Below are 19,162 nucleotides of genomic sequence, written 5' to 3'. Positions count from 1 at the left end.
ATTTATAGGAGTAGCACATGAAACAAACTCTTATTGATCGCAGCCCCGTGCGTTTTTTCGATCAGGCGACAAACGGCGGCTTAAAAGCCGGAGAGATGGGAATCCTGACTTCGAAAAAAGGTTTGGGTAAAACGGCCGTTCTGGTTCAAATAGGACTCGATATGCTGCTGCAGGAAAAACAAGTCGTCCACGTTTCTTTTAATCAGCACACCAATGCGATTATAACATGGTATGAAGATATTTTTTGGGAAATGGCAAAAAAGAAAAATCTTAAAAACCCCGAAGAAATAAAAGACAGCTTGATCAGCAAACGTATTATTTTGAATTTCAATCAAAACACCGTTTCCGCCGTTCAAATTGTAAACACGCTTAAAGCCCTGCTTTCGGGCGGAATTCCGACGGCGTGCCTGATTATCGACGGATTGAATTTTTCCAAAGTAAAAGCCGAAGATATAAAAATCTTAAAGAACTATGCCGCGGAAGCGGGATTTTTCATCTGGGCGACATGCAACTGCGAAGATGAAGATCCGTGCACGGTTATGAACGCGGCGACCGCCGAACAAATCAACACGATTGTGCATTTGGAGCAAAAAAACGATACGATCGACATGAAAGTGCTTAAAATGCATTCGGCGCCGGTAAAGGGAATCAACTTAAAGCTCGATACAAAAACGCTGCTTATGGTTGAAAAATAACGGAAAAACGGAATACCTTAAAGGGCGGGTTGCCGATAAAGTTTGCGCTTTGCGGCAGCCCGTTTTTATTTTTATAGAAATGGCTTGTTTATAGGAAGGGCTTAACGGCGGCCGCTGAAATGGCGCGGCCTTGTTAAGCGCCGAGTTTCGGCTTGTGCTCTTGTGTTGCCGAAACATCGCTTATTGACTGCCGTTTCTCAAGCGGAAGCTTTACGAAACAGCAGATTTGCACAACCGAACAAAATTCATATTTTGTTCGGTTGTGCAAATTGTGGGGACGCTATGTCGCTGAATTGCACGGAAATTGATATTGTTTTATCGGAACTCGACGCCGAGGGCGCATTCATTCAGGACATCGTTCAGCCCGGCTACGACAGCATCGCTTTATATCTGTATAAAACTTCGTACAATCGGGCAAAATGCCTGTACATCTGCCTTGCGCCGAACGAGTGCCGCCTGCACGAAACGGCGCGCACAATCCCCAAAAACAAAACGCCGCTCCGGTTTATGGAATTTTTAAAAAGCCGCATAAAAGGCGCAAGAATCCGAAGCATCGAGCAAATAGGTCAAGAGCGCATCGTGCGCATACGGGCGGTTCAAGGCGACGTTTCGTATAATCTGTTCATCCGTTTATGGAGCGGCGCGGCGAACATTGTCGTTACCGATGACTCGATGCACATTTTAGACGTGTTTTATCGGCGCCCAAAACGCGGCGAAATAAGCGGCGGAACGTTCAGCCTGCCCGATACGAGCCAAGCGCATTCACAAGCGAAGCAAAGCGCTCCGCACAAGGAGTTTCAAAAGCGCGACTTTACGCAGGGCGAATACGCCGAGTGTTTTCGACGTTCAGGCGTCGATCCCGAGGCGCTTTCGTTCAACGAACAACTCGACAAATGGTACGCCGAATACGGAAAAACCTCTTCGCGCACGCTCTTATTGGCGCAAGCGCACAAAGCGTACGAACAAAGAGTCGGCCGCATACAAAGCGCCGTACTTCGGCTCGAAGAAAAGCGCCGCACTTTTTTGCACGCGGATTTATATAAGCGTCAAGGCGACCTTATATTGGCGAACGCACACCTGTTCAATGAACAAAGCGCGCTCGCGCAACAACATACGGAGGCGCGCGCATATAAAGAATCCGTGCCGATTGAGTGTTTCGACTACGAAAGCGGAAAAACGGTGAGCATCCGCATAGATCCGAAAAAAAGCGCCGCCGAAAATGCGGCCGACCGTTACGCGGAGTATAAAAAAGCCCGAAGCGGTTTGGCCGATTTGGAAAAGGATATTCTGGATTTAAAACAAGAGCTTGAAGACGTACGAGCTTCTTATGAAGAAATCAAAGCCGAAGAAAATCCCCTCCGCATACGGCAGTTTTTGCAAAAAAAAGAACAAACGCAAAAACCGCACGAAAAAAAGAGGCCGGGCGTCGGCTTTACAATCGGCGAATGGCAACTTTTCGTCGGAAGGAGTGCGGCAGAAAACGATGAGCTTTTGCGCCGGCACGTAAACGGGCTCGATCTGTGGCTGCATACCCGCGATTGGAGCGGCGGCTACGTATTTATAAAAAACCGGCGCGGCAAAACCATTCCACTCGATATCCTCATTGACGCGGGGAACCTCGCCGTTTTTTATTCAAAGGCGCGAAAAGCCAAAACCGCCGACGTGTATTATACGCAGGTAAAATACCTGCGCCGCGCAAAGGGCGCTCCCAAGGGAACCGTCTTGCCGACTCACGAAAAAAATATTACAATTACGCTGGATGACGAGCGCATCCGCAAAATGGAGAAGATGAAAACACATGACTGACATGACTGCGGGAAACCCTGCAAAACTCATAACGAAATTCGCAATCCCCATGCTTTTAGGGAACATTCTGCAGCAAATGTACAACATTGTGGACAGCATTGTTGTGGGAAACTTTATCGGCAAAGAAGCTCTCGCCGCAGTCGGCAACTCCTTTGTCGTCATCCTTTTGCTCGTATCGCTGTTTGCGGGCGCCGCAACCGGAGCCGTCATCCTCATATCGCAGTTTTTCGGATCAAAGCAAAACGAAAAGCTTAAGCTTGCGGTCGACACGATTTATATCGGCATGATTTTCGGCTCGCTCATCATTACCCTCGCCGGCGTTGCCGCAGCCCGTCCCTTTTTGCACTTTATGCATACTCCCGAGGGCGACACGATGGAAATGTCGGCAACCTATCTGCAAACGGTATTTGCCGGATCGGTTCTCATGTTCGGCTACAACGTCAACACCGCCATCCTGCAGGGCGTCGGCGACAGCAAATCGTCACTGCTGTTTTTGGCGATCGCGACCGCCGTAAACATCGCCCTCGATTTGATTTTCGTTACCGTATTCAACATGGGCGTGTTCGGAGTTGCGCTGGCAACCGTTATAGCGCAGGGCGTCGCCTTTGCCTTCGGCGTGTGGTATATAAACCGCAAAGTAAAACTGTTCAAACTGTTTTCGCGCGACATGCGCTTCGATTTCCGCATCCTAATGCAAATGTTTCAAATCGGGCTTCCGGCCGGAATTCAAAACATGCTGTTTTCGGTCGGAACCATTGTTTTGCAGCGCCTGGTCAACAGTTACGGCAGCGCCTTTATGGCAGGCTACGGCGCTACAAACAAAGTCGACGCTTTCGTCTTTATGCCCATCGTCAGTTTTGCAACCGCGGTCAGCGCCTTTGTCGGACAAAACATCGGTGCGCGCAGACTCGACCGCGTAAAACAGGGCGTACGCAGCGCCGTCATCATTTCGGTCAGCATTGCCGTCATCAGCAGCGTTTTGGTTATGATTTTCGGCCGCTACCTGCTCATGGCCTTTACGCAGGATGCGGACGTTTTGCGCACCGGAACGGAATTCCTCAAGCGCCTTATGCCGCCCTACTTTTTGCTCGCGATTATCTTTATCCTCAATTCGGCCGTGCGCGGCGCGGGTCAATCGATGCTTCCGATGATCGCGACGCTGATCTCACTTTTGGGCGCGCGCGTTCCGCTTGCCTACCTTTTCGATCATCTGGGCGGAAAGTACAACATATTTTGGTGCTATGCGGCGGGCTGGCTCGTCGGCGTGCTGATTATCGTTCCGTATTATCTGAGCGGACACTGGAAAAAGAACGCGTTTCGCTTTTTGGACGAAAGAAAATAAGCGCCTTTGCACCGGAATAAAAGCCTGTGTGCCGGACGGACGGTTTATCCGACCGGCACTTTGCCGAATATATCGCCTTTTAAATGCTCTGCATAACGTCGCGGTAAAAACGGACGCCGCGTTCAAAGTTCGCAACTTCGAGGTGTTCATCGACGCCGTGGACACTGCCGCGCTGGGCATCGGTCATTTCGAACGGAGTAAACCGATACACGGCCGGACACAATTTGCAATAATGACGCGCATCGCTTGCGGCAAGCATAATGTACGGAACGGCGCTTACGCCGGGAAACTGCGCGTCGAGCGCTTTGCACAAAATATCCCAACCGCGGTTCAATACCGATTCGGGCGACGCTTCGTGCCCGCGGATCAGTTCCGCCCGAACGCCGTATTTTGTCGCCCGCTTTTGCAAAGAGTCCATTACCGAGTCGAGCGTATCGCCGCCTGAAATGCGCAAGTTTGCCGTAAGGAAGGCGCTTGCGGGCAGCACGTTTACGGCGTCGGAACCTTGGGCCATCGTAAAGGCGCAGGACGTTTGCACAAGGGCGCGCGCAGCTCCCCCGGACGCCTTAAAAACCGCCCGAATAAGCGGCGCGAAAAAATGCGGAAAGCGGAACAAAACGTTCAGCGGAAAGCTCATGCGGCGCGACAATACGCTCAGCATGCGCGCCAAGGCGCCGGTCATATGCGTTTTTAAAGGCGATTTTTTTTCTACGGAAGACGCGAATGCGCCGAGAGCGCCCAAGGGACTTTGCTTTGGAGGCGTACTTGCATGCCCTCCCGTGCTCCGCGCGCAAAAGCGGACGTCCGCAACGCCTTTTTCGGTAATGCCGATCATGGCCGCCTTTCCCTTCATAAGGGGCAGAGGCTTTTCCACGACGGCGCCTCCTTCGTCGAGCACAAAGAGCGGCTTAACGCCGCGCCTTTCCAATTCGTCGGCAACGGCGCGCGCGCCCCAGCCCATCGTTTCTTCATTATGCGAAAAACAAAGGTAAATGTCGCACGAAGGCGTAAAATTTTCGGCGGCCAAACTTTCGCAGGCTTCAAAAATCGCGCACAGGCTGCCCTTGTCGTCGAGCGCGCCGCGCCCCCATACGGCGCCTTCGGCTATTGTGCCCGCAAAGGGTTCGTACTTCCAGCGCTCGGCATGCTCAGCCGCCGGCACCACATCCTGGTGCGCGGCAAACACAACCGAAGCCGAAGAGTCTTTCCCTTTCCAGCGCAGCACAAGCGGATAACGCCCGACTTTTATGCGCTCGCATGCTTTAAATACCGCAGGATAGTTTTTTTTCAGTTCGGCATGAAAACGATCGAACACGTCGCTTTGCACATCGTTTTGCTGCGTATCTTTGTCGGTCGGCAAAGATACGGTCGGGCAGCGAATAAGAGAAGCAAAGCGTTCGGCGGCGGAAACTGCCGCAGCCAGCTTCGACTTTGCCTCGGCAGACTTTGCCGACTTTACTGCGGCCAGTTTTGCCGATTTTGCCGCTGCGGATTTTTTTTCGGCGGGATTTTTTTCGTTCATAATTACACCATATTCCTTTTATACAAAACGCGGGCTCCCGCGAGCGTTACCAAAACCGACACGGGAATTAAAGCGCCCGAAACGGTTTGAGCCGTTTGGGCCGGAAGCAGCGTGTACAGCGCCGCCACAAAGATAAGCGGCAGCACGGCGATTTTCCAGTTTTGCGATATAAACATATAGCCCAAGGCGCCGAACAAAGCCGGAATAACATTTGCAAAAGCCGGCGCCAACACGGGAGAAGACAAAAGCGGCGTAAGCGGTACCAAAAGCAGCACGGCAATGCACAGCATAAGATTCGTTACAAGCGTGGAAACGGCGACCGACAAGGTTGAAAGAATATCGCTTTCAGTCGTTCCGCTTTGAACTTCGGCGCTTTCCACGGCATTAAGCGCGCACGGGATTTTCAGGTTCGTCAAATTCCCCGTAATAAATGCCAAATACGAAGCGCCCGAACCCAAGATCGGTGCAAAGGTTACCGCTTCTATAATACCGATCGGAATGTAAATGATTCCGACCTTCAAAATCCCCGCCAGCACAAGCTTTGCATCCGGCCACACGCCGAAATATACGCATATTGCAACAGGAACCGCGCAAATAACCAACAGCGATAAAGCCGTCCACAAACGGCCGACAAAATGAATATCCGTAAAATTCGATTTTTTTTCCATTTGCGCACCTCAAAACAAAACGGCAAACGCCATTCCCGTAATCATGCTTACCGGAAGCGCAAAACCTTCAAACGCTTTCAGCTTACCCTTTTTGACGGCGAAACTGCACAAAGCCATAACCGCAGCCGACACAAACATAACAAGCAGGGCGGTTTTTCCGCGACCGGGATCAAGGCGCAGCGCGATGATCGGGTTTCCCAAAAACGTACAAATCATTCCCATAAACATCGAATCGACGACGAGGTGTCCCCAGCGGTTGTCTTTTTGCTGCATGTTTTTTACGCCGGCATTGTAGCGTTTAAGAAAAAACAAATTGAACAGGGGGCCGGAAATAATGCAGGCGGTCATAACAACGGCGATCGAAACGAAAACGCGCGGCGTAAGAAGATCCAAAAGCAGTGCGGGAATTCCCGCAGCCGAAGCGGCAGCGTTTGCCGCTATCAATTCGTACTGTACCGCGCCGATAACCGAAAGCCGTATCCACGAAAGCGGGACGCCCAAACCTCCGGCCATCGTAACAAGACCGAGCAGAATCGCGGTTGAAGGAATCAGCGTAAATACCGCACTTGAACGGATAACCGAGCGGATCGACTTCTTGTCGATGCCGGCCGCAACGGCGGCGCGGTAGGCGCGCACGGCAAACACAATCGATACCAGCGTAATCAAGGCAGCAACCGCCGCGCCGATACCGTACATAAAAGCGGAATTGGCCGAAGCGGTCAAGCCTTCCGCATGAACAGCGTTCATACAACCTCCGAAATGACTTAACTTAAAACAACGCATATTAAATCGAGGGACTCCGCCGAACACTTCTGTTTTCGGGCAACCCCTAATAATCGGCTTTCCAAAGCCCGGCGGCGATTTTTGCCATTTTCAACCGTTTTTACCGATAATAATCCAGTAAGCTTGCCCGACTGCAATCTTCCCCAACGCGCCGCAATCGGATATACTACCCGCACACTATATAAACGGAGGCAGTATGAAAAAGCAAATAACGAGCGCACATGCGCCGGCGGCGATCGGACCGTATTCGCAGGCGGTACAGGCCGGCCCCTTTGTTTTTACATCCGGGCAGCTTCCCATCGACCCGAAAACGGGCGCTTTTGCGGGAAGCACCATCGAAGAGCAGACAAGGCAGTCGCTGAAAAACATAGAAGCCGTGCTTAAAGAAGCCGGCCTTGCGATGGATGCCGTCGTAAAGACGACGGTCTTTTTAAGCGACATGAACAACTTTACCGCCATGAACGGCGTCTATGCCGAATTCTTCGGAGCGGGCGTTTTTCCCGCCCGCTCGGCGGTTCAAGTCGCAAGGCTTCCCAAAGACAGCCTTGTCGAAATCGAAGCCGTAGCCTTATGCCCCGCTCGTTAAAATCAAGCGCAGTATAAAAATAACGAACAAAACCCACGTAACGACCGGAATCGATTTTGCCTTTCCGGTTGCCGCTTTCATAAACACGTAGGTGATAATTCCCCACACGATACCTTCGGCAATCGAATACGCAAAGGGCATCATAACGATCGTGATAAAGGCCGACAAACCTTCGGTTACATCGTTAAAGTTGATGCCGGTTACCGCTTTGAGCATCAAAAAGCCGACGATAATCAGCGCGGGTGCGGTTGCGGCTCCGGGTACGAGTAAAAACAGCGGACTTAAAAACAGCGCCAAAAGGAACAAAACGCCCGTTGTCAGCGCCGTCATACCGGTGCGTCCGCCCGCGGCAACACCTGCGGTGCTTTCGACATAGCTGGTAACGGTTGACGTCCCCAAACAGGCACCCGCCACCGTACCGATCGCGTCGGACAAAAGCGCTTGCTTTACGCGCGGCACATTGCCGTTTGCGTCCATAATGTGCGCTTCCGAACTGACGCCCACAAGGGTGCCGACCGTATCGAAAATATCGACAAACAAAAAGGTAAAAAACACGGCAAAAAAATCAAGCGTGAATATGTGTGAAAAATCGAATTGAAACAACAGCGGGGCTGCGGGCATGCTGACGGGAGTCCAGTTTGCCGGAACCGACGTAACCCCGAACGGAATACCGATAAGGGTCGTAACCAAAATACCGATAAGAATTGAGCCGGGAATTTTAAGCGCGTATAAAACCGCGGTAAGCGCAAGACCGATCATCGCGACGGCGGCGGGGCCGTGCGTTAAATTACCCAAACCGACCAAGGTGGCATCGTTATTTACGATAATACCCGCATTTTGAAAGCCGATAAAACAAATAAACAAGCCGATACCCGCCGCAACCGCTTTTTTTAAGTTGGACGGAATCGCTTTTATAATGGCTTCGCGGACATTAAAAAGCGACAAAATAATGAATAAAACACCTTCAAGGAATACGGCCGTCAGCGCGATTTTCCACGAAATGCCCATTCCCAAAACAACCGTAAAGGCGAAAAACGCGTTTAAGCCCATACCCGGCGCAAGCGCAATCGGCAGGTTCGCCGTAAATGCCATAACGAGCGTTGCAATACAGGCCGCCAAAGCCGTAGCCGTAAAAACGCCGCCTGCGTCCATTCCCGCATTGGCGAGCATTTTGGGGTTTACCGCCAAAATATACGCCATTGCCAAAAAAGTCGTAAGACCGGCTACAATCTCGCGCCGAACATTCGTCCCGCGCGCCCCCATTTTAAAGAATTTTTCCATCCGCGTTCTCCTGCCCCGACACGGGTAGAAAAATTCCCCGCAATCGGGTCTAAAAAAATATGCTTCTATTATAGCACAAATAAACGAAGGGGACAAGGGCGAAATTGACACCTTGTTTGTAAAATTGTATCGCGGCTAACCGACACGGGTGCCCGGAAAGTTGCGCGTCAAAACCGAAAATAATCGGTAAAACTCTCATAAATTCATCATCAAAACCTATAATTATTTTTAAAAGAGGAAAGCCATGCGAAAGAATTTTGATGATTTGACAATTCAAGATGATTTTATGTTTTGCCAAGTAATGAAGAATAAAAACTTGTGTAAAACCTTTCTTGAAATGCTGCTGGCCGATAAAATCGGCAACATAACGCATATAGCAAGTCAAAGTACCGTTGCACCGGAATCCGAAGCAAAATTCGTACGGCTGGATATACTGGTGCAAGATGAGAAAAACAACTTTTACGATATTGAAATGCAGGTAGTAAATGAACATAATGTCGCAAAAAGAATGCGATACTACCAAAGTGCTTTGGATGTTTCGTTTTTAGATAAAGGTGAATACTATACAAATCTTAAAGATAGTTATATAATTTTTGTGTGTTTATTTGATTTTATAGGGAAAAATAAAGCGGTATATTTTTTTGAGAATATTTGTCTGGAAGACGAGCCGATACGTTTACGGGATGGTACAAAAAAGATTATTATAAATGTCGATGCATTTAAAAATATAAAAGATAAAGCATTGAGCGGCTTTTTAGAGTATATAAAAACGGGGTGTATAACTACAAAATTCAGCGAAAGGATAGAAAAGATGATACGGACAATTAAACAAAATGAACAGGCGCGGCAAGAATACCGATTTATTTCAGCGGTTGTGATGGATGCAAAGGAGGAAGGCCGGTCGCAGGGCTTTACCGACGGAGTAAATCAAACAAAAAGAAAAACCGCTGCCGCATTAAAAGCGATGGGGCTGGCAAAAAGTAAAATAGCAAAAGCGACCGGCCTTTCTCTTGCCGAAATAGAAAAACTCTAGCATATCCGCCGGTCGGACCGAATAAAAAAGCCCCGCGCACGCGCGGGGCTTTATGTTTTGCGGTGCTCAAGCGAACACCGCACGGGTCGCAATCTTACAGAGCGATTTTCGCTTTAAGACCGATAACACCTTTTTTGACTGCATCAACCGAAGTTTTGGTACCGCCGACAGAGGCCGCACCTTTTCCGAAAGAAGCTTTTTCCCAGAAAGCGGTAAAGGTCGTGTTGGAAACCAAACCTTTTACATCGGCTTTCAAAGATACGGCAACTTCATCGGCAGACATCTTATCGTTACCGCTTGCCTGACTGCCGTGCGTCCAAAGAACGCCCGCAGCGGGAACAATCGTAACGGCATCGTTTACCTTTACGTCGTAGCTGGCAGCCAAACCGGCTTGCATACCTTTTTTCTCGATGATTCCTTTATAAACGGCATCAGACATAGCTACTGCAGTACCCTTTCCGGCATCCGGACCGAGGTTCGCACCGAACAAAGCATAGGCTTTTAAGTTCTGCACGAGTTCGCCGGAATAGAAAGTAAGCATAACGGGAAGTTCCGTCTTCATCGCATTTTCTTTGAAGTTGAAAGAACCGAACACGCTTACACCGGGAAGAAGAATCTGGTCGCCCTTGTCGTTTTTCGTCGTTTCATAGAAAAGTTTTTCCTGACCGAAGAAAGTGTAAAGAAGCGATTCGTTTTCGCTGTCGCTCTTGCTCTTTGCAAAACCGAAGCGGAGACCCGCATTCATTTTGTTGGTTTCAATAGCATAGTTTTTCGAAGCGACTTTATAATCGTTGTAGAAATTATAGGTTACGGTCGGCTGGATAAAGAAATCTTCGTTGAAGTTAAAGCGGTAGTCGACACCGGCAAATACCGAAATATCATTGGTTTTGTCATCTTCAGAAGCGGCTGCTCCCAATTGTCCCAAAACATAAGCTGCACCCACGCCGATTCTTAAATCTTTAATGGGAGTTACTTCACCGTACAAACCTAACGCGAATTTGTTGGTCCAGTAGTTGGTTTCGTCGTCTTTCATGACAGGTTTGTAATATGCCCCCTCCGCATTCAAAGTCTTAACCTTGGGATCTGCAGTAACAGAAACTAAAGTACCATCATTAAAGATATCTTGTGCTGTATCACCGGTAACTGCAGCAGGTTCGGTCTTATAGTACTCTTTTTCTTTAATTTTAGCACCTGCACTTAAATGGACAAGCTCTACTTTTTCTACTTTTTTTGTCGTATCTTTTTTGCTGCGAGCGGCAAGCTCAACCTTAAACAGATCTTTTTTCTCATAACCCAAAACCAAGCCCTGATCGTAACCGAGTTTGGCAGCGCGGCTGCGGGTATATTTTTCGTCTTCTTTGCTGTCTTTGTAGTTCAACGCGTTCGGATACCAAAAGCTTCCGCCGTAACGGAAATCGCCGGAAGTAATACCGACATACAAATCGTTAAAGTGAAGTTTTGCGGTATCGATTTCGACGAAAATCGTATCTTCACCGTCGTTGTCTTTTTTCGTTTGTATTGCAAACGTGTGACCGTCGCTTACATCGGCCGTCGCACGAATCTGCAATGCGTTAACGACGAGCTTTAATTCGCCCCATACGCCGTTTCCGGTCGTGGACTTGTCGCCGCCGTTCATTAAGTTAAATTTTAAGTCGGCTTCCGTCGTGTTTTTAAAACCGGCTTTTACCGTATCCAGATCGAAGCCGAACGTAACGGCCGCATTTCCGGAAAATTCCGCTACTTTGGCCTCGGCAGCAGGTTCGGCCGCAAAAACGGAGCCGATCATTGCCAAAGCAACAAAAAATACAAGAGCTTTTTTCATATCTTGAAAACCCTCCTTGAATATTCAAAACCGCGCCAAAGCAACGCTTTTATTACGGCACGGCTTATCTTACTCTTCGAGGGTAACACAATTTCATACAGCCGTCAAGTATTTTGCTCTATTTTGGCTATCATTTTTACACTTTTCACATAAAATGTCAGAATGTAAAGGCTTTTTTGTTCAATTCGTCGATTTGTTCACGCAAAGTTTCCGAATTCGTAATCGAAAACAGCGCTTCAAGCTGCGAAGGCGAAAAATACAGATTTACCGGAGGCGATTGTGTCGAAGAATCGTTCTTATCGACGGCGGCTTCGACGGTAAGCAAAAAATACGGCCTGTTTTTTTCCAAAAATTCGTAATTGGTGCGGAACGAACTCTCTCCGTTTCGTGCGGCCGCCGTAACGCCCCACGCGACGGAAACGTTTCCCGCATTAAATGCGTTTTGTTTTGTCGGCTTACGTACCGGCATTGCGCCGGCATTCCCCGCCGAATAGTCGCCGTAGGAAGCGGCATATAAAGCACCCGCCTCGCCTATCGTATTGCGGGCTTTTTCGTCGAACATAAGCACAAACGCGTTCATGCCGTCGCGAAAATACGCTTCGACGATGTTCGTGCGCGGTACAAAATACAGGCGCAGCACCGTCGGCTTTATCTTACCCATCACCGTACGCAGCGCCATCGCGTCTTCGAGGCGTATCGGATCAAAATCGCCGATAAAATTCGGATCGGCGTCAGCTTTATCGGCATCACGCACTTTTGCGGTCGCACACGAAGCAAAAACGGCAAGCAGGAGCACGCAAGCGCAAGCGCAGGCGGCACATACAAATACATTGCCGTGTTTTTTTATAGTTGTCATACTGTTTCCTCTTTCGGTTTTATTTTAATCCGCTTCTATTTTGTCCGGTTTGATGTTTTATCCGGTTTGATTTTGCTTTGCCGAATTTTCCGCGGCATTTAACACTCAGCGTAACTCTCATAATTCAAAAAATCCGCCCCGCGAAAAGTTACAGCCGAAAAGTTACAGCCGAGTTTCGCAAGTTATAAAGCCGAAAGTTACAAATTCTCGATTTCGGCTTCGGAAAGGCCGGTAGCTTGCGATATCTTTTGAACGGAATCACCGAACTGCTTTAATATACGCGCTGTTTCAACAGCCTTTTGGTGCGAACCGTCGGAGAAACCTTCGCTTCGGCCTTTTTCCCGTGCGTCCATTTCAAACCCCGACATAAAACGGTATTCCTGCCGTGCCTGTTCATTGTGTTTTACTGCCTGTATCATCGTTTCTATCCTCCCGGTGTATTCCGTATTCGCCGTTCCGGTTTTAACGTACTCCAAAAAGCCTTTGAGCTCTTTGTCTTCAGCTTTTCCAAATGCTTGTGCATTTATTATAACCTTTTTTGTCCCGTCGCGTAAGGGTGTGTGCCGGTCTTCAAGACAAATATTTTCAAATGTATAAAGCGCTCTGCCATTCCCGATTGCATCGAAAAGACAGACAAATATAATATAGCACTCGTTTAATGCTTTGTAATGCACACCCTTGTCCAAGAATGCAATGTCGATTGCCGCCTGATAATATCTCATACGTTTCGGAAGATTGTGCTCGTTGCTTACCTGCATCTCAATATCGTAGGACTTGTCGGCTTCGTCTTTTACAAACACGTCAAGACGGATCGATTTTGCGTCGATGCCGGTTGCGACACTGTTTTGGGGCGACAGGTAGACAATCTTCCCGATTTTATCGGATAAAACCATTTCAAGGAACTCTTTGCAAATGCCTTCGTTCTGCATGACTTTACAAAACATAAAGTCATCGGCGATGGTTAAGTCATCAAAGCTTTTTGCCATAATGTACCTCCGTCCCTTATTATAGGCGCGGACGGATTAAAAATTTGATTTTTTCCGTCGGATGCCGTATAATGAGCGCATTGGTTTAATATTCTAAAACGGAAGGTATACGATGGTTATTTTGACGCTGAATTGCGGAAGTTCGTCCGCAAAATATCAAGTTTACGACTGGGACACAAAAGACGTTCTCGCATCGGGAATTGTAGAGCGCGTAACGCAAACGGGTTCCGGAATTACGCACGACGCGAAGGGCAAAGACGAATATGTAAAATTGCGGGAATGCCCCACTCATAAAGAAGCCATAGAACTGATTATGGAAACGATAACCGATAAAGATGTCGGCGTTATATCGGATATGAGCGTTATAAAGGCCGTAGGGCACCGCGTTTTGCACGGCGGCGATAAATTTACCAAATCGGTAAAGGTTACGCCGGAAGTTTTGGAAACATTCCGTTCGGTCGAAGACTTGGGGCCGCTGCACAACCCGGCAAATATTATGGGAATCGAAGCGGCGCAAAAGGTTTTGCCCGACGTTCCCCACTGCGCCGTCCTCGACACGGCATGGCACCAGACGATGCCGCCTTCTTCGTTTATGTATGCGATTCCGCACGAATGGTACGAAAAATATGCGGCGCGCCGATACGGCTTTCACGGAACGTCGTTCCTGTACACGGCAAAACGCGCGAGCGTGCTTTTAGGCAAAAAACCCGCGGACACGAACGTTATCATCGCCCACATCGGGAACGGCGCGTCCATGTGCGCGGTAAAAGAAGGCAAATGCTTCGACACGTCGATGGGTATAACCCCGCTTGAAGGTTTGGTTATGGGAACGCGCTGCGGCGATATGGACTGCGCCCTGCCCTTTTACATTATGCGCAAAACGGGCATGAGCGCCGCCGAAATGGACACCGCGCTGAACAAAAAAAGCGGCCTTTTGGGAATAACCGGCAAATACGTGGATCGGCGCGACGTTACCAAAGCCGCCGCCGAAGGCGACGAAAAAGCGCGCCTCGCACTCGAAATGGAATGTTACCGTTTACGCAAATATTTCGGCGCCTACCTTGCCGCTATCGGACCGGTGGACGCGATTGTCTTTACCGCGGGCGTCGGCGAGTTCGCTCCGCATATCAGGGCAAAAGCGGTTGCAGGCCTTGAGTTTTTAGGCATAAAGATGGATCCCGCGAAAAACGAACTTGCCCACACGCGCAACGCCGAAACCTGCATAAGCGCCGACGATTCGAAAATAAAAATCTTCGTCATTCCCACCGATGAAGAACTGGTTATGACCGAAGACGCATACGCGCTTATGAAAGGCACCTACGACGTTCACACGAATTTTACGTACAGCTTCCAAAGTAAAGACTATGTAAATAAGGCGCGCGAGGAAGGCTTAAAAAAAGATTTGGAAAAAAATCCGGAGCTTAAACGCATTCTTGCGCTGCCCCGGTAATTTTATGCGTTTTTAAGCAAAAAGCATGCCTTTTTGCACTTCGGCGGCCGTTTTTTCATCCGTGAGCATGGCCGCCAATGCAAAGCCCAAATCCGAAGCGGTTGCCGGCCCGCGCGATGTTACGAGGGTACCGGAACGCACGACTTTTTCCGCTGCAAAGCCTTCGGGTTTTGCAGCCGGCGCGTATTTCGTAAGATTTTCCATTCCCGGATAGCAGGTAAACGTTTTCCCGTCCAATAAGCCCAGCGGCGCAAGCACGACGGCCGGAGCGGCGCATATCGCCGCGATAATGCGCTTATGACGCTGCGCTTCTTTAAGCACAAAGGCGACATCGGCGTTTTGTGCCAAATTCGTACTGCCCGGCATTCCTCCCGGACAAAACACCGCATCGGGAAGCGTGCCGTTTTTTACTTCGCCGGCAAGTTCGGCGCAGCTTACGTCGGCCATTACCTTAATACCGTGCGCACCCGGAATTAACAGCGAACCGTTGGAAACGCCGGCCAAACGCACATCGACGCCCGCTCGGCGCAAAATATCGGCGGGAACGATCGCTTCGGTTTCTTCAAAACCTTCAGCCAATAAAACAACACAAGTCATAAAAACTCCTTTTCTTAGGGGAAGGAAGACACTTTTGCGACTAAAAGTTTCTTCCTTCCCCTAAAACCCCTTCCATCTTCCAAATAACGCTTAAGGGCTATCGCCCTTAAGAATCCCGACTTACAGCTATTGTTCCGGCATGGATGCCGGGAAAGCTGTATGGAATCGACGTTTTTGCAAAGCCGTTAGGCTTTGTAAAAACTCGCGTTGAAAATCGTACACGGATGTACGATTTTCAAACCCGCACTGCCAAAGGCCTCGCCGGCCTTTGGAATCCGGCGCCATTTGAGCCGCGAACTTGGGCACGGCCACGGATGGCAGTAAAAGCAATACGTTTCCGAGTTTGGTGAAGCCAAACTCGCGATGGGAATTGCACACGGAGGCGCAATTCCCATACCATCTTCCAAATAACGCTTAGGGCTTCGCACATTGTCTTGTAATAATAAACCTTTTGCGATAAAATGTATACGTATGAAACAGGTGTTGCTTATAGATACGCCGCCGCTGTTCCGCGAGTTCTTTAAGGAAAAGCTTACCTCGGAAAAAATCGGCGTGGAAACGCTGGGCAAAAGGGGCGACGCGTTCGCCAAAACGGTTTCGTTGCTGCCCGACCTTATCATTATAGATGTATCCGAAAGCATCGACGACCTGACCGATTTTTTTGAAAAAAAGCGCGCGGATCCGAACGCGTTTTCGATTCCGATAATACTGACCGGCCCCGATCCGTCGCGGGAGGTGCTTGCAAAACTGCCCACCTATCAGGTAATAAAATATTTTAACAAGCCGATTAAATTCGACATTTTTTTCGAGTTTATCGGGCAAACGCTGCGCACGCCCCTTTCGATAGACACGACGCCTTCCATTATGGAACTTCATTTAAATAAAAACATCATATTTATCGAAATCGCGCAAGCGCTGAACAGAGACAAACTTTCTTTGCTCAAATATAAAATCGACGAAATGATCGAAGCGAACAAACTGACTTCACCCAAAATCGTATTGATGATAAGCAATTTGACGCTGACCTTTATGGATGCCGTGAATGTGGAACTTCTTTTGCATAATGTTTCCTCCGATTCGCGCATTCAGCGTAAAAACATCAAAATATTGTCTACCGATCCTTTTATACGCGATTTTATAGACGGGCACGAAGAATTCAGAGGAATCGAAGTTGCCGAAGAATTGTCGCAGGTGCTCAAAACGCTCGTGAATCGGGAATCGCCGGGCAACATCGCCGACATAATAAACGAAGACATTTTGAGTACAACCGAGGCGGCGAACGAAGGTACGGTGGAAATGCGGTTTTTCTCCGAAAGCGGCGTTTTAAATACGAACGACCCGAACGCAAAAGCGCAAAAACTGCAAGCGGCGATAGTCGACGACGATCCGATTACACGGAAGATTCTCGAAAAAGCGTTTTCTTCTTTGAACAGCAGCACGGACATGTTCGATTCCGGCTCGAAATTCCTTGCCGCCGCAAACCAAAAAATATACGACATCGTTATTTTGGATATCTTTATGCCGGGAATTTCGGGTTTCGACATTCTTGCCAATTTGCAGGCAAAGCGCTACCCCAGCCCCGTCATCATATATTCTTCGACCGCGCAAAAAACGTCCGTTATGCAGGCGTTGAGTTTGGGTGCAAAAGCATATCTGGTAAAGCCGATGAAACCGGAGGCATTTATTCAAAAGGTTTTGGAGGTTTTGAATACCAGGATATAGGCTATGAAAGATTCGAAAAGCGATAACGCGGCCGACAGTCAATTTCTTGCAAACGCGATTCACGAAATTCGCACGCCGATTCAAACCATCATCGGTACCTTGGAACTTTTACAGCAAACCAAACTGGATTCCGAACAAACCGAATACGCGCGCCAAATACAGTTCGGTGCGGACATTTTGCTGTCTTTGGCAAACAATATTTTGGACTTTACGAAAATCCAATCAGGAAAATTTGCCATAGAAAAAATAGCGATGAACCTCATCGATCTTACCGAACAAACCGTCGACGTCATCTGCATCGAAGCGCACAACCGCGGCTTGGAAATCGTTACCGATATCGATTACCGCATGCCGCCGGTTATAAAGGGAGACCCGGTGCGTATTCAGCAGGTTTTGCTGAATTTTATAAAAAATGCGGTAAAATTTACCGCGCACGGCTACATACGCATACGCTTGTCGCAAGTCGAAGAAGAAAACGGCCGGCAGCTGCTTTTTGAAGTTGAAGATTCGGGCATAGGAATTCCCGCAGAAAAACAAAAAAACTTATTTAAGAATTTTTACCAAGCCGATCTTTCGACAACGCGCAGGTACGGCGGCACCGGGTTGGGGCTTTCCATATCGAAAAGTTTGGTCGCCGCAATGCACGGACAAATCGGCATGAGGCCGAACCCTTCAGGCGGTTCCGTATTTTGGTTTACCGTTCCGGCCGAATATCCGGCGCCGGATGAAGCGGCGTCTTTTTTTAACGAAAGCCGGTATTTTTCCGCGCTGCCGGACATTCCGGAAAACGTGTCCATTTTGCTTGTTGACGACAATCGACTTGCTTTAAAAAGTTTGTGCACCAAATTGCGGCTTTTCAATATCGAACACATAGATACCGCTTCGTCGGGCGAAGAAGCGCTCGGATGCATGAGAAAATCCGCTTCGGAAGGCAAGCCGTATTCGTTGGTGTTTATCGACATGCTTATGCCGAAGATGGACGGCTGGTACCTTGCAACCGAAATCAACAACGATACGAGCATAAACGACACCAAACTGTATTTGATGGTTCCCGAAGGGCAGATGGGCGGTGAAGCGAAAATGAAGCTGCTCGATTGGTTCAACGGCTATTTATATAAACCGATCAAATTCAATATGCTCAAAAAAGTGCTGCTCGACCATTTCGATACGCCGCTCGATTTGGAAGTCGTCGAACCGTCGGAAACGGAAGACGGGTTTTCGGCTTCGGGTCTTACGGTTTTGGCGGCCGAAGATCATCCGATAAATCAAAAACTCATACAAACGTTTATAACGCAGTTCGGAGCGAAAGTGCTGACGGCGGCAAACGGACAGGAAGCGGCCGACTGCATAAAAGAACACCCCGAAGTCGATTTGATTTTTATGGATATTTTAATGCCGATAAAAACGGGGCTGCAGGCGACAATCGAAATACGCGAAGGCGGCTATAAGGGACTTATCATCGCGTGCACGGCAAATACCGACGCGGACGACTTTAACCTGTACTTGGAAAACGGCATAGACGATATTTTAACCAAACCGTTTAAGCGCAAAAGCATCGAAGCGATTTTTAAAAAATGGGAAAAACGCCTGCGCGAAAAAAAGGCCGAACCGCAACAAGCGCCGGATCCGGCAAAAGCTTTTTGGGATACTTCCGTCTTCGAGAACAAAGCGAATCGCGACAAGGCAAAGGCCGCCGAACTTGTAGAGCGCTGCCTTTTCCTAAACGGACATCTTGTGCGGCGGGCATACGATTGTTGCAGCAAAAAAGAATTTTCACGGCTGCGCAACATCGGCTCGTGCATAAGGTCAAGTTCGGCCGAGCTCGGCCTCACCTTTTTGGCTCAGACGGGAAAAGATTTGGAAGACGCCGCTTTAAAAGCCGATGTCGACGCTTCCCGCGCAATACTGCAGCGCGCGGAAACCGCCCTTGGCGATTTTAAAAAAGCGGCAAAACGGCTGCAAGCCGATTGGTAAGGCTGCTGCATATGATTGCGCGGAATTTTTGAAAGGAGT

16 protein-coding genes are annotated in these 19,162 nt (G+C 48.9%); 8 read left to right on the top strand and 8 right to left on the bottom strand.

Features of this window, described 5'->3' with window-relative positions:
* Positions 1-17 precede the first annotated feature (17 nt).
* From HMPREF9194_RS02000 to HMPREF9194_RS01990, 3 genes are all read left to right on the top strand, one after another.
* Positions 18-695, top strand: a complete 678-nt coding sequence (locus HMPREF9194_RS02000) for a hypothetical protein (protein WP_016524694.1) — start codon at positions 18-20, stop codon at positions 693-695.
* A gap of 282 nt (positions 696-977) precedes the next feature.
* Positions 978-2,501 carry an NFACT RNA binding domain-containing protein gene (locus HMPREF9194_RS01995; RefSeq protein ID WP_016524693.1) on the top strand — a complete coding sequence of 508 codons (1,524 nt, stop codon included), beginning with the start codon at positions 978-980 and terminating at the stop codon, positions 2,499-2,501.
* The gene (locus HMPREF9194_RS01990) at positions 2,494-3,843 is read left to right on the top strand and encodes an MATE family efflux transporter (protein ID WP_016524692.1); all 1,350 of its coding nucleotides are present in this window, start codon (positions 2,494-2,496) and stop codon (positions 3,841-3,843) included. Before HMPREF9194_RS01995 ends, HMPREF9194_RS01990 begins: the two co-directional genes overlap by 8 nt.
* A 79-nt stretch (positions 3,844-3,922) precedes the next feature.
* On the opposite strand, the gene HMPREF9194_RS01985 is transcribed toward HMPREF9194_RS01990, so the two are convergent.
* Genes HMPREF9194_RS01985 through HMPREF9194_RS01975 form a run of 3 tightly spaced genes read right to left on the bottom strand, consistent with a single transcriptional unit; the run spans position 3,923 to position 6,780 of the window.
* Positions 3,923-5,365, bottom strand: coding sequence for a M20/M25/M40 family metallo-hydrolase (locus HMPREF9194_RS01985; protein WP_016524691.1), 1,443 nt, complete (start codon positions 5,363-5,365; stop codon positions 3,923-3,925).
* Positions 5,366-5,367: 2 nt separating this feature from the next.
* Positions 5,368-6,033 carry a hypothetical protein gene (locus HMPREF9194_RS01980; RefSeq protein WP_016524690.1) on the bottom strand — a complete coding sequence of 222 codons (666 nt, stop codon included), beginning with the start codon at positions 6,031-6,033 and terminating at the stop codon, positions 5,368-5,370.
* 9 nt (positions 6,034-6,042) lie between these two features.
* A complete protein-coding gene (locus tag HMPREF9194_RS01975) occupies positions 6,043-6,780 on the bottom strand; it encodes a DUF5058 family protein (protein WP_016524689.1) in 738 nt (245 codons plus the stop codon).
* Between the two features lie 232 nt (positions 6,781-7,012).
* Between HMPREF9194_RS01975 and HMPREF9194_RS01970 the strand changes: the two genes are divergently transcribed.
* Complete coding sequence (locus HMPREF9194_RS01970; protein ID WP_016524688.1) at positions 7,013-7,402, top strand: RidA family protein; 390 nt, start codon at positions 7,013-7,015, stop codon at positions 7,400-7,402.
* On the opposite strand, the gene HMPREF9194_RS01965 is transcribed toward HMPREF9194_RS01970, so the two are convergent.
* Complete coding sequence (locus HMPREF9194_RS01965; RefSeq protein ID WP_016524687.1) at positions 7,385-8,683, bottom strand: NCS2 family permease; 1,299 nt, start codon at positions 8,681-8,683, stop codon at positions 7,385-7,387. The two genes, HMPREF9194_RS01970 and HMPREF9194_RS01965, sit on opposite strands and share 18 nt — an antisense overlap.
* Before the next feature lie 244 nt (positions 8,684-8,927).
* Here HMPREF9194_RS01965 and HMPREF9194_RS01960 point away from each other — a divergent pair, with 244 nt between their 5' ends.
* Positions 8,928-9,716: an Rpn family recombination-promoting nuclease/putative transposase gene (locus tag HMPREF9194_RS01960; protein ID WP_016524686.1), complete on the top strand. Its 789-nt coding sequence runs from the start codon at positions 8,928-8,930 to the stop codon at positions 9,714-9,716.
* A gap of 94 nt (positions 9,717-9,810) precedes the next feature.
* Here the strand turns inward: HMPREF9194_RS01960 and mspA are convergent, their stop codons facing one another.
* The 3 genes from mspA to HMPREF9194_RS01945 form a co-directional block, all read right to left on the bottom strand.
* Entirely contained in the window at positions 9,811-11,538 is a 1,728-nt protein-coding gene (gene mspA, locus HMPREF9194_RS01955; RefSeq protein ID WP_016524685.1) for a major sheath protein MspA, read from the bottom strand.
* Between the two features lie 157 nt (positions 11,539-11,695).
* Positions 11,696-12,394 carry a hypothetical protein gene (locus HMPREF9194_RS01950; protein ID WP_016524684.1) on the bottom strand — a complete coding sequence of 233 codons (699 nt, stop codon included), beginning with the start codon at positions 12,392-12,394 and terminating at the stop codon, positions 11,696-11,698.
* Between the two features lie 197 nt (positions 12,395-12,591).
* Complete coding sequence (locus tag HMPREF9194_RS01945; protein ID WP_016524683.1) at positions 12,592-13,380, bottom strand: Rpn family recombination-promoting nuclease/putative transposase; 789 nt, start codon at positions 13,378-13,380, stop codon at positions 12,592-12,594.
* 112 nt (positions 13,381-13,492) lie between these two features.
* On the opposite strand from HMPREF9194_RS01945, the gene HMPREF9194_RS01940 reads away from it, so the two are divergent.
* Entirely contained in the window at positions 13,493-14,830 is a 1,338-nt protein-coding gene (locus HMPREF9194_RS01940) for an acetate kinase (protein WP_016524682.1), read from the top strand.
* 12 nt (positions 14,831-14,842) lie between these two features.
* Here the strand turns inward: HMPREF9194_RS01940 and HMPREF9194_RS01935 are convergent, their stop codons facing one another.
* Positions 14,843-15,427, bottom strand: coding sequence for a DJ-1 family glyoxalase III (locus HMPREF9194_RS01935; RefSeq protein ID WP_016524681.1), 585 nt, complete (start codon positions 15,425-15,427; stop codon positions 14,843-14,845).
* A gap of 471 nt (positions 15,428-15,898) precedes the next feature.
* Between HMPREF9194_RS01935 and HMPREF9194_RS01930 the strand changes: the two genes are divergently transcribed.
* Both HMPREF9194_RS01930 and HMPREF9194_RS01925 read left to right on the top strand, forming a co-directional pair.
* The gene (locus HMPREF9194_RS01930; RefSeq protein ID WP_016524680.1) at positions 15,899-17,149 is read left to right on the top strand and encodes a response regulator; all 1,251 of its coding nucleotides are present in this window, start codon (positions 15,899-15,901) and stop codon (positions 17,147-17,149) included.
* Positions 17,150-17,152: 3 nt separating this feature from the next.
* On the top strand, positions 17,153-19,123 hold the full coding sequence (locus tag HMPREF9194_RS01925; RefSeq protein ID WP_016524679.1) for a response regulator: 1,971 nt from the start codon (positions 17,153-17,155) through the stop codon (positions 19,121-19,123).
* Positions 19,124-19,162: the final 39 nt, after the last annotated feature.

This window comes from Treponema maltophilum ATCC 51939 (assembly GCF_000413055.1).
GTDB lineage: Bacteria > Spirochaetota > Spirochaetia > Treponematales > Treponemataceae > Treponema_C > Treponema_C maltophilum.
This window is presented reverse-complemented; position numbering and strand designations above follow the sequence as displayed.